Source organism: Paenibacillus rhizoplanae (assembly GCF_042684125.1).
Lineage (GTDB): Bacteria > Bacillota > Bacilli > Paenibacillales > Paenibacillaceae > Paenibacillus_AQ > Paenibacillus_AQ rhizoplanae.
Genome location: NZ_JBHUKY010000011.1, coordinates 156099 through 169333, shown reverse-complemented (window position 1 = coordinate 169333; position 13235 = coordinate 156099). Strand labels below are relative to the sequence as shown.

11 protein-coding genes are annotated in these 13235 nt (G+C 43.0%); 4 read left to right on the top strand and 7 right to left on the bottom strand.

All coding sequences use genetic code 11. The features are described 5' to 3' along the window. Window positions 1–24: 24 nt before the first annotated feature. Window positions 25–942 carry an AraC family transcriptional regulator gene (locus ACFSX3_RS04355; protein ID WP_209991941.1) on the bottom strand — a complete coding sequence of 306 codons (918 nt, stop codon included), beginning with the start codon at window positions 940–942 and terminating at the stop codon, window positions 25–27. 66 nt (window positions 943–1008) lie between these two features. Between ACFSX3_RS04355 and ACFSX3_RS04350 the strand changes: the two genes are divergently transcribed. The 4 genes from ACFSX3_RS04350 (at window position 1009) to ACFSX3_RS04335 (ending at window position 2932) form a co-directional block, all read left to right on the top strand. After that, a complete protein-coding gene (locus ACFSX3_RS04350) occupies window positions 1009–1563 on the top strand; it encodes a histidine phosphatase family protein (RefSeq protein ID WP_209991942.1) in 555 nt (184 codons plus the stop codon). 99 nt (window positions 1564–1662) lie between these two features. Continuing rightward, on the top strand, window positions 1663–2190 hold the full coding sequence (locus ACFSX3_RS04345; protein WP_209991943.1) for a ClbS/DfsB family four-helix bundle protein: 528 nt from the start codon (window positions 1663–1665) through the stop codon (window positions 2188–2190). 99 nt (window positions 2191–2289) lie between these two features. Beyond that, window positions 2290–2532, top strand: coding sequence for a hypothetical protein (locus tag ACFSX3_RS04340; RefSeq protein ID WP_209991944.1), 243 nt, complete (start codon window positions 2290–2292; stop codon window positions 2530–2532). Between the two features lies 1 nt (window position 2533). Then, on the top strand, window positions 2534–2932 hold the full coding sequence (locus ACFSX3_RS04335; protein ID WP_209991945.1) for an aspartyl protease family protein: 399 nt from the start codon (window positions 2534–2536) through the stop codon (window positions 2930–2932). Window positions 2933–2942: 10 nt separating this feature from the next. Here the strand turns inward: ACFSX3_RS04335 and ACFSX3_RS04330 are convergent, their stop codons facing one another. The 6 genes from ACFSX3_RS04330 to ACFSX3_RS04305 form a co-directional block, all read right to left on the bottom strand. Next, on the bottom strand, window positions 2943–4601 hold the full coding sequence (locus ACFSX3_RS04330) for a restriction endonuclease (RefSeq protein ID WP_209991946.1): 1659 nt from the start codon (window positions 4599–4601) through the stop codon (window positions 2943–2945). Between the two features lie 18 nt (window positions 4602–4619). Continuing rightward, on the bottom strand, window positions 4620–8132 hold the full coding sequence (locus ACFSX3_RS04325; RefSeq protein ID WP_209991947.1) for an nSTAND3 domain-containing NTPase: 3513 nt from the start codon (window positions 8130–8132) through the stop codon (window positions 4620–4622). Between the two features lie 404 nt (window positions 8133–8536). Then, on the bottom strand, window positions 8537–9391 hold the full coding sequence (locus ACFSX3_RS04320; protein WP_209991948.1) for a formylglycine-generating enzyme family protein: 855 nt from the start codon (window positions 9389–9391) through the stop codon (window positions 8537–8539). Between the two features lie 166 nt (window positions 9392–9557). After that, the gene (locus ACFSX3_RS04315; protein WP_209991949.1) at window positions 9558–10181 is read right to left on the bottom strand and encodes a glycoside hydrolase family 11 protein; all 624 of its coding nucleotides are present in this window, start codon (window positions 10179–10181) and stop codon (window positions 9558–9560) included. A gap of 593 nt (window positions 10182–10774) precedes the next feature. Next, entirely contained in the window at window positions 10775–11815 is a 1041-nt protein-coding gene (locus tag ACFSX3_RS04310; protein ID WP_209991950.1) for an NAD(P)-dependent alcohol dehydrogenase, read from the bottom strand. 246 nt (window positions 11816–12061) lie between these two features. Further along, on the bottom strand, window positions 12062–13189 hold the full coding sequence (locus ACFSX3_RS04305) for an ROK family transcriptional regulator (protein ID WP_209991951.1): 1128 nt from the start codon (window positions 13187–13189) through the stop codon (window positions 12062–12064). Window positions 13190–13235: the final 46 nt, after the last annotated feature.

Genomic DNA, 13235 nt, shown 5'->3' with positions numbered 1-13235 from the left:
CCGGGACACTCCCTTCTCTGATCCTTAAGCGCTTGGCCTAATGGGGACGTACAGATCAACCCTGCACTTGCCTTGCGGGTCCTGCGCAGGATTATTCAGACAGAATTCCAGACACGGCCGGTCATCGGCTTCATAGCCGCTGCGGGGTAACCATACGCTGAACATAGTATCGTACGCAAGGACAAATCTATCTACCGTATCATAGTAGGAATATACCGCATACAGCCCGCCGGATAGGTTCTTATATTCTACCTCCTCCCGGCGGGCCTCCTGCTCAAAATCTCCGGGGAGCGTCACACAGGCGTCGTACCGGCAAACGGACTCTTGAACAAGATTTCCGTCATCCAGTGAGATTCCGATAAACTGCTGATTCGCCGGATGGAATCCTTGCTGAGCAGCCCAGCCAGTTAGCTCGTCCCATGCGTTATGCGTGTCCAGGTAACTTCCAATATGCCTGACGTAAGCGACTTCAACTTCTGCAATTTCTCTGAGTTCCACCATACTGTCCCATGCCCTCCTTAACAGCGGATTACCTTCTGCTTTATTGTAATCCGCCAGGGCCGCTGGCTCTGCCTGCTTATTGCTGAGGACTGACGGGAAATTGCTATGTTTGCGGTTCCTGCTTCTGAAGGTGCCCGGCGGGCAGCCGTAGTGCCGCTTGAAATGAACGCCCAGCGCAGATACGGATTCGAACCCACAATTCCCCGAGATCTCCAGAATCGTCAGGTTCGTCTCAGTCAGCATTACCAATGCCCGCTCGATACGCTTCCTGGTTACGAAGGCCATGGGCGTCATGCCGGTGAAGGCTGTAAATATTCTGGTGAAATGAAATTTGGAGAAATGGGAGATATCCGCCAGCTGGTCCAGCCGCAGCGGCTGGCTGCTGTGATTTTCTATGTAGGCAATGACCTGCTCGATCCTCTCCCCATACTGCTCCTTCATCACTGAATCCCCCGTCTCCTTCGTGTTACAATACTGTACAAATATTAATAGATGAGGCGATAGTCAATGGTTACCACTCTGTACTTCGTACGGCATGCCCACTCTACTTATTCTACCGACGAATTGAATAGACCTTTATCCGAGGATGGACGGGCAGACGCACGGAGAGTTACCCGTCTACTCCTCCATGAGAATATTAACATTCTGATCTCAAGTCCCTATACACGGGCTATACAGACCATCGAGGGGTTGGAGAAACCGCTTAGGACTACGATTGTAATCGAAGATGATTTTAAAGAAAGAATCTTGTCTTCAGAACCTGTACCCGACTTCGGGCAGGCAATCTCCAGGGTATGGGAGGACTTTTCCTTCGCCTGGCCGGGAGGAGAATCCAATCTGGTTGCCCAAAAGAGAGGCGTACAAGCACTCCATAACGTTTTGCAGCAATATAAAGGTAATTCGATCGCTATCGGAACGCACGGTAACATTATGGTCCTGATCATGAATGCTCTGGATAAGCGTTATGATTATAGCTTCTGGAAGCAGTTAGAAATGCCCGACATTTATAAGCTAAGCTTCCATGAGGACAAGCTTGTGGGGGTACAGCAAATTTGGTGCTAGACTCCCTTTGGCCACACATATAGTTTCGATGCGCCCGGTTAAACTGGACAGACTGTTGTCACAACCCTGTGGTATAACCAGAAGAAAGGAGTGATTGTTATGGCAAGCTATGAATACTCGTCCCGGCAGGAGCTGGTAGACACGATCCATAATCTGTACCTGCTCTTGGATGCAGAATATGACGGAATTAACAATACATATAAGGATACGCGAATTCCCGAGGTGGACAAAACCCCTGCCGAGATCATCGCTTATCAGCTGGGCTGGCTGGAGCTGGTGCGGAGCTGGGACCGGAGTGAGCTGGAAGGACAGACCTTCTCCATGCCTGCTACGGATTACAAGTGGAATCAGCTCGGCGGGTTGTATCAGTCCTTCTATAGCAAATATGCGGAGTATTCTCTATCCGAGCTGCGTGAGCTCTTCCGGCAATCCGAGCAGCAGTGGCTGGACTGGATCGGCACATTGACGGAAGAGGAACTGTTCATCCAGGGCGCACGTCAATGGACCGGAACCAAGGAGAACTGGCCGATGGCCCGGTGGATTCACATTAACTCGGCGGCCCCGTTCAAGACCTTTCGGGGAAAGATCCGGAAGTGGAAAAAGCATTGTCCTGAGGGGCTGGTTTAATCACGCTTATCGCCTGATTCATTGACGTTGTTCATGTCCAGTTGAAAGAGTTTAGGGTATAATTATTTCAAACAAAATAACTACAAGGATGTGATCTATATGCAATGGCAAGAGGTTCGCTCCATATATCCCAATCAATATGTGTTGCTTGAAATATTAGATTCTCATACGAGACATAACATTGAGTATATTGATGATGTTGCCCTAATCCGTGCCATTCAAGACCCTGACGAAGCTACCCAACTCCTACTAAACTGCAAAAATAATAATATTGTTTATCATACCGGGCAAGAAAATATCACAGTCGAGCTTAGAAATTATCCTCTATATAGGAGTAGATAAGATGCAGATTGAATTCATGTTTGGCTTACTTCAGACATCGATGACCATTAATTATAGAGGTCGTTCCTTAATCGTCAACGATCTTGTCATTGATACAGGGGCTGCTCACTCCCTACTGTCTTCTGACATTGTTTCTGAACTAGGCATCAAATTTGAGAACGGCGATAGACTTGTCCGTAGCTTTGGAATCGGCGGTGATGAATATACGTTTCAGAAGACTGTGGATGAAGTAAGAATCGGTGAACTGATTATGAAGGATGTGCCCATCGATTTTGGTGTTTTTCATGAAGGTATTAATTACATCAACGGTCTTATTGGACTGGATGTTCTAAAAAGAGGAAATATGATTATCGATCTGCATAGAATGCAAATGTACCCTGCTAAGTCTAGCCCCAGATAGATCAAGAGAATTAAAAATACATTTGATCAAGATCATTTTTCAAAATATTTCCGAGGTGCTCTATCTTCTTACAAACAACCCAATATGCATCTAGCTTTCTGGTTATTCCTTCTAATTCTTCAAAAGATATAGGCAAGATCACCTTACCACCAGAAAGCTGATGCTTAATTTCTTTCATGGCTAACGGGGAAAAGCCTGTTCTACTGAAAATCATTGCACCATGTATACCCTTCGCCTCCATAGTTGGAACCAAATTTCTTATATCTGATACCGACACTTTATTCTTTCTATTTTTACATTCTATTAATATTAGAGCGCCTAACTTCCATAGAAGGGCATCAAAAGAAACATTACAGCAATAAATATCCACTTCCGCTCTTCCTCTTTTTTCTCTAATCCCAGTAATTTTTATACCAGGTATAGTGCGAATAAAATATTGGACTAATTCTTCAAATTCTACCCCCTTTTCATATGCAGTGGGAACTGATGCCAGTTGATAAAGATTTTCTTTCCAGTAGTTATAGTCTAAAGGAATTGATGGTTGAGGTATGGGAACAACTAAATTTGAATTTTTTCTAATAAACTGGGTAACAATCGGTAAATAAGCATTACGGCTTCTCATCATCAGTAAAATATTTTTTGATATTCCTGTATCCTCTTCACCTTTCAAATACTCTCTTATACTACATAGAGTTAACACCAGTACTTCTAAAGCTTCCTCCTCTTCGATTATCTTTTGCTTAATTACTTCGTAAGGACATATGTTTTTACCGATATACTCTAAGAATTTTCCATATAGCAATCGGACATTCATAGGATCTAATTCCTTATCATCGATAGTAGCCATCGCATAAAGAAAGACGTAAAACCATTCACTAAATAATTCAATATTATCAAAATAAACACCAAAACCGTAAGTAGGGTTAAGCGCTATCTCCTCTATTTCTCCGACAGTCCATTTTCCAACATGCGTGCTATTTATTTTGCTCATTCCTGATTCAAAATCATCTGCTAGAGGTAAAAACACACCACCTTCTAACAACATTCCCCAGTTACCATACACGTCTGGAATAGTGGCCAATACTTTACGACCAACCATGTTACGTAATATAAAAGAGTAAATGACACACTGCATTCCTTTTAAAAAGGGCCGTTCACGCTCCAGCCAGAATAATATTGTATGATTTAACTCTTCTTTCGAATCATATTTTGGGTTATTGGTCCAATAAAAAACCAATACTTCTAAATCTCCACCCTCAGTTCCATACGTCATTCCCCTTGGATATTTAATATGATCATTTTCAATTATGTCATATAAATATAGCCAATGCATCATTTCCAGCGAGCAGTATTCTATTTTCTGAATTTCTTGCTCGATAATCTTTAATATATTTTTCTGACGTAAAATTCTATTAATAGCTTGCCTCGTTTTTTCATTCCAAACATTCTTTATTCGAGAAATCTTATCTTTATGACCAGCAATAATATAAATCTTTGGGACATTTGTAACCTCATCAACTTTATTTCTTACCAAATTATTAGTTTGGCTGTTTTTTATAAAATCCTTGAAAGGATAATGATAATTATCGATAGATTGAATAATTATTTCTTCATCCTTGATAAGACCGCTTACTGTAAGCAATATACCCGCACTATCAGGGAATTTCATAACTTCTTCTCCTCCTGATCACTCTTCTCTATAAAATATACGTACCTGCGGAGCTTGCATATATGAGTCAAGTCGGTAATTATAATCGGTTTCTACTGCCTGCTGTATCATACCCTGAACTTGCTGATAAGTATTCCACAAAAAATCGCATACACCTAGAGCATTGAGTATTTCCAGCATTTCAGGATTAGCACTATATTCAGCTAAGTCAATATCATATTCATTTTCCCCATAACTTTCAGAACCATTCTTTAGAATAAATTGGCGTAGATCCATTAGTGCACCTTCATTAACTCCTTCTTTAGATGAATCCATTAGAAATTCAATATCCAGTAAATCATGACCAATAAACTCAAATATCGAAGCTTCGAAACTATTACAAGATGAACCAGAGTTCTCAGAAAACGCTGTATCTATAGGAACATTAAAATTCAATTTGAGATCAAGATATCTAAATGTGGAGGAAGTGACTGTTTTAGGGTTCATTGAATCTATGGCTGTTAAGTAGTAGTTAAAAGCAGGAACTAAAAAATTCTGATTAAACCCTTTTAGATCTATTTCAGAACACAGCAACCAGACATCATGTTTAAAATCCCAGAAGTCATTTTGTAAATCCAGAAACTCTGCATATAACTTTGATTTTCCATTGCCAGAGAGGAATTTCTTTAGTGCTAAGTAGCTTTGAAATACCAATGTTTTAAACATGTACCATTTCCCTTTCTGAACAATGAAAGGAAAAGATAATAGTGTTAAAAGGTCAACACGACCGGTTTCTAGCATTTTTTTGAATGCCTTATGAGTTTCAATAATTTCTGTTGAGAAGATACTTCTACCTTCAGTCATCATATCGAAAGCGAATTCCGAAAACATATCTTCAAGATTAACCTCATGATTTTCAGACTCGCTATCTTTGATTAGAAAAGCGGCTAACTTTTCAAAAAACAAAAAGCTTGATGCAGATATTTGTTTCTCATTATGATAAAAATCTATTAAGAGCGATAATCTGTCCCAACTTCCAAAGAAAGGATAAATAAACCATGGTTCTTCATTCTCATAAAGTGATATTATATCTTGTGCTTCTGACGCAGTTCGCGAATACTTAATTATAAAGTCATTGATCTCTTGATCTTTTAAGAACTCAGTTTCACTACCTAATAGTGCTCTTTTTTCCTCAGTTATAATTTCTTTTATTTTCTCTTCAAATTCTCTTTTTTCTATTATTCTCATATTTTTTTCTGTCTGGTATTGGGTGCTTGCTTGTGGCTTATCACCATAGCCCATAATCCTACTAAATTCTTTCCAAAAATACTTACTATCACGCAACTTATATGTTTCTAAAATTCGGGGATAAATTATATCGATAAGAAAATCAATTCGGTCATGCTCCACGTCAGATGCAAAAAATTCAATATCCTCAAGCAACAAATACTTAATTTCTGCTTTTATCTTTTTATAGTTCTTTTTCTTGAAGCTGGCATATGCCTTAGGGAAAATCCCTTCAAATTCTGTGAGAGTTAGCCAATGTTCAGCAAATCGAGAACGTCTATAATAGTCTTGCAATACTAGCGTTTCATTTATATTAATATTTAAAAAAAGTGCTTTTTTAATTAAATTAGGAAATTCATTCATGTCATCATAACTAAATGGATATTCTTCATCATGCAGTCTTTCACATAAATATTGAATCTTGCCCTCAATAAACTTTTTCATTCTAAAATTTTTATCAACCTCAAAATTAAACATAATATCATTTAATTTTCTTACAATACAGTCATCCGGCTTTGTGTATACAGATGATTTATTCTGAAAGGGGTCATTCTCAAAATAAGAATACTTTAAAATATCAAAATCTATAATAATTTTATCTATTAGCACACTTTCTAGTTTAGGTGTTAATTTTATTTTCTCTTGAATAAAGATATCATCATCCGAGTCATCCTCAATGCCACGCCCCAAGACCGTAGCTTTAAACATAAAAAGAAGTTGATTCAAAAATGGACATCCTTTAATCAATATTTGACCAAAAAACTCTACAGTATCAGCCAGATATACATATAAGAAATCCTTAATCGATGGATTCTGGAATTTCACCAAGATAATTGCTGTTTCATTTTCCCGATAGGTTATAATCATTGTTTTTTCTAGTTGAGCAATGATACTTTCGAACTCCAAATTTTTAATGGATGAATTGCTCTCATTCATGGCATGTACACAAGAGTAATAAGAGGACTTTAAATCACAGAGCCTCATAGGTTGTGAAGATACAAATAAAATAAGCACCGCTAACTGTGCTCCTGAGGTTTGCTGCATAAAGATATTCTTCCAGAAAGATAACGGCTCATCTAAGTATTGTTTAAAGATGCTATAGAACACCCTAGGGGAATTTTCGTGAATAAGATTTATTCCATGGCCTAGAAAATCTTTTATGATTCTAGGACTATAATTATTATGTTTAATGATTTTTTCATAATTATCAGCAATAACTTTGACATAATCCCATTCAAGATGGGAGAAATAAAGATGGTTAAATAAAATCTTTGCTTTAGTTACCTCAGAGTAGTCTTCCATCTGAAGGATACACTTTCCGATATCAAACGTTCTATTGAGCTCTTCATCATGATACTCTGTTAAACCTTGCTGAAGTACATACTCACGAGATGTCAAAATCAAAATCTTATTCTTTGTTTTAGAAACAAGATCAATGAACTTCATCATATGCTTTTCTTCGTTATGCGGGAGTTTCTCATCTTTAAACACACTTCCCCAAAAGTCATCAAAAAAGAAAACTTGCTTTTCTTTCTCTTTGAACATTTCAAGCGCATTCCTTACCGTGTCCGCATAAATGAAATCACTATAACCCATATGTTGTAAGTAGTACGCCGCTAAACATCGAGCCAGTGTAGTTTTCCCAATACCGGGTTCTCCAGCAATCAAAATATACCTGAGCCCCTCTAACAAGCTTAGGGCTCGTCCAAAACTAGGATTTTGAACAAAAACCTTAACCGTTTCTTTTATTTGATCAAGTTCAAATTTTGAATGAACTAAGTTAGCACGATGAACAATCCCTTCGATGATTGAGCTTAAAACACTAGAACTACTAATCCATAACTTATAATGGCTTTGTTCAACATTGTGATACTCTTCTTTGCCAAGCAGTTGGTTCAAATCATTTCTATCAATAATATCATTCTCTGTTTTTATTAAACCTTCGAAGAGACTAATGATCTCACTTCTCTGCTCATTGCTAAGCTCAATTGAAACTACAAGAATATAGCGAGATGGACAGAGGAGTTTGGCTTTTTGTTTCTCTTGATATTTTAAGACACTTCGCAGTTGTTTATAGTTGTTTTGGTAGCACTTCACTTGAACAATTATTTCTTTTTTCCCTTCACGATGTATAAGGTCAATCCCTCCATCTTTTCCTCGACTAGAGATTTTAAAAGCAACCTTCTCTTTTATTTCTAATATATCCCTAGCTAATTCCTCAAACTCCCGTGGTGATAAGCAATTATGAAAATCATAATTCGGCATGTATTTAACCTCCCCCTATATATTAAAAGCTCTCAATTCAGAGTCTTCTTTCCTTAGAGTACACTAGATTTCACCATGTTAAAATATGTATAATAAAATGATTTTCATACTTAATCTGATCAAAATAATAATTATCATTCTACACTTTACTATTAATATGAAGATCCTCCAGCATGATTGAAGAAGGGATATTCTTTTAGTGGAAGGTTAGTTGTGATATTTATACAATTACGGCGTTAATATTGGGAAATTCAGCCTCCCCCAACAACAAGATCCCCTTCAAGGCTCTCCATTCCTCTCATCCTTAGATGAAACAGACCAGAAAGCTTGCTCGAAGGGGTGCTCATAGTTTTCAATTACTGCTTAGTGCTGGAGACTTGGGATCCAGATAGTCTGCCCACAACCTATTTACTATTGCGAACCACACGAAAGCCCTGGTCATTCCCCCGGCTGCTCGGTTCGAATTTGCCGCGGAAGGATACCTCTGTATTGTTCACCCCGCCGATCCAGCCGCCTCCCTTCACCAGCCGGACCGAGCCGGCCTTGCTATTCGAATCCCCTTCTCCGTACCAGTTCCAGCACCATTCCCTTACGTTGCCTGACATATCGTACAGTCCCAGCTCATTGGCCTGCTTGAGGCCGGTATTTCTCGGCTGGCTATGGTTGTTCTCAATTGCAGGCCAGTTCCAGTCCCCGGTCAGGAATTGATCGCCGGAGTTCCTCCAGTACCAGGCTACCTCCTCCGGGTTGCCGCTTCCGCTATACGGGTTGCTTTTGCTCATCTGACCTCCGCCTGCTGCATATTCCCACTCGGCTTCTGTCGGCAGACGGTAACCGTCCGCCCCTTCATTGGCCGTTACAGTCCATTTCATGAAATCCCGCTCACTTGTATTATTCGGATCGACCGTATTCTTGTCTATATTATAATAGGGGGCCAGGCCTTCCTTCACACTCCGCTCATTGCAGTACTCCACGGCATCATACCAGGTTACGCTCTCTACTGGCAGCTTGTCCCCCTGGAACTGCGAGGGGTTATTCTTCATCACTTCCAGCCATTCTTGCTGGGTGATCTCATATTTACCGATGTAAAAATCCGGGAGGGTCATCTCTGTCCCGTAGTAATTGGATTTCGTATCTTTAAAGGTACCGCCTTCTACCCGCACTAAACGCTCATCCGCGGCAGGCTTCTCCTGCGCGCAGGCACTGGCTATAACCGCGATTGCCATGCATAGAATCAGAATCATTAATGGTTTTCTCATGAATACCTCTCCTTTGAGCAGATGGGCAAGGTACAGGACCTAAGCGCAGTTCGGTGCGCGAAAATGATAAGGCCGGCAGCTTGTACACCCGGCCGGCCTTAGCCTGTCAACGGTTAGCTGAACTTACGCCCCTGCCGGAACGGCAAGGTGCCGGTCAGCTTGTCCATTACCACACGGTTACGTTGGAGCTGCCGCTGCTCTGGTATCCTTCGGTAGCCAGTACCTGGTAAGACCAGTTGCTTCCCAGATTCATGCCTTTGCTCTGCCAGGCGTTCACGTGGTTGCTGAACGTGATCTGAACATTGCTGCCGATTGGCCGTTTAGATTGTCTTACACTCCAGTACTGCGGGAACGTAGCATTTCCGTCAATGGAAGGAGCGTCGTAACGCATGGTACGATAGATATCATAAGTGCCGCCATCACTGTTCACCGTGCCTTTGTAATCGCCGGTAGGTCTGTAAGTCCCCCAGCTGTCTACCACGTAATATTCAATAAGGGCATTTCGGGTCCATCCGTAGAAGGTCAAATAACCGTTACCAGAAGGTGAAAAGACACCCGCGTTATAATTCACGACCCGGTTCGCCGTGCCGTAGGTCCAGCCTTTACCGACTACGAAGTTCCCGGTGTTATACCAGTTCACACTGTAATTCCCGCCACTTCCGTTCACCGCATTCACGGTTCCGCCGCCATCGGTCCAGTTCTGCCAATAATCTGTTGCGCCTGCAGTGGCTGCGAACGCGCTGAAACTCAGTGCCGCTGTCATTAATACCGTAAGAAGTTTCTTTTTCATTGCAAATTAATACCTCCCGATTATAATGTGTTTGCTTGCAGCTTGCTGCTCCCAGCAGAATATAACTTATCCTGATGGTTATCCCATATATTTACTTGTCCTCCTTTCGAGAAAATTATATCTAGTAAGCGTTTACATTACTCTCTGCAAACTAAAGATTAACCCCCAATTTTTATTGATATTATGGAATTATTGGGTCTAATCGACGGGGATTTTGCTCTCGCGGGAAGCAAGTGGAGGAAATTCGAGAAATTTCGGCAGCGGTGGACTAACTTTTGCTTCTTCAGCCTGCTTTTGCTGAAATCAGGTGCACTAATGCTCCTCATTGGCTCATCCAGCCTGCGTTTGCTGAAATCAGGTGCACTAATGCTCTTCATTGGCTCATCCAGCCTACTTTTGCCGAAAATCAAGTGCACTAATGCTCTTCATTGGCTCATCCAGCCTACTTTTGCTGGAATCAAGTGCACTAATGCCCTTCATTGGCTCATCCGGCCTTCATAGCCGCCCCCGAAAGGGGCAGCTCTGCACTGTTCATCTATACTCACTTGTCACTATTCATCCATAGCTAATCTATTCACCCAACTATCGTCCCTCTAGCCCATCCGAATAACCGCCTTAACCACATTCTCCTTATTGTCGATCACGTAATCGAAGGCCTTCTGCGTCTCCTCAAAGCCAAATTCGTGGGTGACGATGCCCTTGACATCGATTTTGCCGTCTGAGATGGCGCCAATGGCTGCCGGATACAGGTTGCGGTATCGGAATACCGACTTAATGTCGGCTTCCTTGAACATAATCTGCATGAAATTGAAGTCGATGATATCCTTGGCTGCGAGGCCTACGAGGACGATGGTTCCGCCTCTTTTGACCAGATAAGGGGTCTGCTTCACCGTATGCTCGCTGCCTGCCGTCTCGATGACCTTATCCACGCCCGCGCCATCTGTCCAAGCAGCGATTACCTCCAGCACATTCTCCTCCTTGGCGTTGATGACACGCGTAGCCCCTAGCTTCATCGCTGCTTCCAGCCGCTTCTCGATGATGTCCACCACCACAATCTCCGTAGCCCCATAAGCCTTACAGGCCAGTAGTGTAACCAGTCCGATACAGCCCGCTCCCAGAATCACAACCCGGTCTCCCAGCTTAATGCCGCCCTGCGCCGCAGCATGGAGTCCCACCGCCAGCGGCTCTACCAACGCGCCCTCTTCTGACGAGACATTATCCGGCAGCTTGAACGCCATGTTCTCGGGGTAAGCGATATAGTCCATCAGGCAGCCATGGTAAGGCGGAGTCGCTAGAAACTGTACATCCGGGCACAGATTATATTTGCCGCTTTTGCAGAATTCACACTGTCCGCAGGTCACACCAGGCTCCAGCGCCACCCGGTCCCCCACCTTCAGATGCTTCACACCAGGGCCAAGCTCCACCACTTCCCCGGCGCACTCATGCCCCAGAATGAAATCTCCGTCCACCACGAAATCACCGATCCGGCCATGCTCCAGGTAATGCACATCCGAGCCGCAGATGCCGACAACCTCCAGCTTCACAATCACCTCGCCCTCCCGGGTGATAGGCATCTCTGTGTCCTTCATTTGCATCTTTTTCAAATCCGTCATATAAAAAGCTCTGTTCTTCATCCGTTTCTCCTCCTCAGGAACATTAGGTACTCTTATAAAAACTACTGTTACTTCAAGACTTCTGCCTTCTTCAACTATTCAATAATATACTTTTATAAAACTATTTAAATAAGATTATAATCCGAATTAGGATGAAGTCAACAAAAACTCCCCCGGAGAAGGACAGGGCCGCAGTTGCAGCAATGTCCCTCTTCTGGAGGAGCGGGGAAAAGCAGGTATTCTATTAGGGTAAAAGTAACCACAGATCTAGATACTGTATATAAATTCAGTTACCAGCTCCAGGGCAGCGCCCACAGCGGTAGCCTCTAGCTTATATTTGCAGACCCGAAGGTAAGAGCCATCCTGCTCAAAGGTGTTCTTACGTGCTGCCAGCGCCTGAAGATCATCGATGTATTCCTCCATGTAAGCTCCGGCATAGCCGCCGAGAATCACATCGCAGTCGTACAGCATTCGCAGGTTGTTCACCGTGATCACCAGATAGCTCAGATATTCCTGCCAGATGGCCTGCTGCTGCTCCTTGCCCTCTCCCAGCAGCCGGAAGAATTCCGGAATGCTGCCCCCCGTGCTATCCGAGAGAATTCCCGCTGAGCAATAGGCATCTACACAGCCCTTCTGTCCGCAATAACAGGCACGCCCTTCAGGCACAAGCGTCATATGCCCGAACTCTCCGCTGCGGTGGTTCTGTCCCGCATAGATCTCGTTATTAACGATAATGGAACCGCCCACACTATTGTTAAGGGACAGATAGACCACACTATGCATGTCCTGCTCTCCCCACAGTTCAGTGAGTCCCGCCGCATTCGCATCATTGCTCAGAACACAGGGGTAAGGAATGTATTCGGCAAACCGCCGGACGCTCCCTCCCTTGAAATCAATGACCGTAGCATAGCTCACCGTCTGCCGGTCACCGGAGAGTATCGCAGGCAACGCAATGCCTACTCCCAGAATCCGGCCGCGGTCCAGCTGACATTCATCTACGAAATCCTCCACCAGCTTGCCGACCCCCTGGAAGTAGGTGTCTTCATTCGCAAACGGAAAATGATTTCTGACATTCTTGATGATTCTGCCGCTCAGGTCAATGATGACAATCCCCACATGATTCAGGGTGACATCCAGCCCGACGGCATATCGCGCTGTACTGTTGCAGGCCATCGACTTGGCCTTACGCCCTCCGGTGGATTCATACAGCCCGCTCTCCGCAATCAGCCCGCGTTCCTGCAGCTCCTTAAGATTCTGTGTCACGGTGGGAAGACTTAGACTTAGCGCCTGCGCGATCTCCTGAATGGAAGTGGCCTCACGGTGAAACAGGTATCGGTAAATGGCGTTTCGGTTCATCTTTTTAACTTCCATACTGTTCAAGCGATGTGTCGCCATTTGCTTTCCTCCGACTTTTACAAATGTACTTTATAATCTGTATACA

Excerpts from the sequence above, each read along its gene's own strand:
- ACFSX3_RS04355 (WP_209991941.1), bottom strand. The coding sequence starts at position 942 with ATGAAGGAGCAGTATGGGGAGAGGATCGAGCAGGTCATTGCCTACATA.
- ACFSX3_RS04350 (WP_209991942.1), top strand. The coding sequence starts at position 1,009 with ATGGTTACCACTCTGTACTTCGTACGGCATGCCCACTCTACTTATTCT.
- ACFSX3_RS04345 (WP_209991943.1), top strand. The coding sequence starts at position 1,663 with ATGGCAAGCTATGAATACTCGTCCCGGCAGGAGCTGGTAGACACGATC.
- ACFSX3_RS04340 (WP_209991944.1), top strand. The coding sequence starts at position 2,290 with ATGCAATGGCAAGAGGTTCGCTCCATATATCCCAATCAATATGTGTTG.
- ACFSX3_RS04335 (WP_209991945.1), top strand. The coding sequence starts at position 2,534 with ATGCAGATTGAATTCATGTTTGGCTTACTTCAGACATCGATGACCATT.
- ACFSX3_RS04330 (WP_209991946.1), bottom strand. The coding sequence starts at position 4,601 with ATGAAATTCCCTGATAGTGCGGGTATATTGCTTACAGTAAGCGGTCTT.
- ACFSX3_RS04325 (WP_209991947.1), bottom strand. The coding sequence starts at position 8,132 with ATGCCGAATTATGATTTTCATAATTGCTTATCACCACGGGAGTTTGAG.
- ACFSX3_RS04320 (WP_209991948.1), bottom strand. The coding sequence starts at position 9,391 with ATGAGAAAACCATTAATGATTCTGATTCTATGCATGGCAATCGCGGTT.
- ACFSX3_RS04315 (WP_209991949.1), bottom strand. The coding sequence starts at position 10,181 with ATGAAAAAGAAACTTCTTACGGTATTAATGACAGCGGCACTGAGTTTC.
- ACFSX3_RS04310 (WP_209991950.1), bottom strand. The coding sequence starts at position 11,815 with ATGAAGAACAGAGCTTTTTATATGACGGATTTGAAAAAGATGCAAATG.
- ACFSX3_RS04305 (WP_209991951.1), bottom strand. The coding sequence starts at position 13,189 with ATGGCGACACATCGCTTGAACAGTATGGAAGTTAAAAAGATGAACCGA.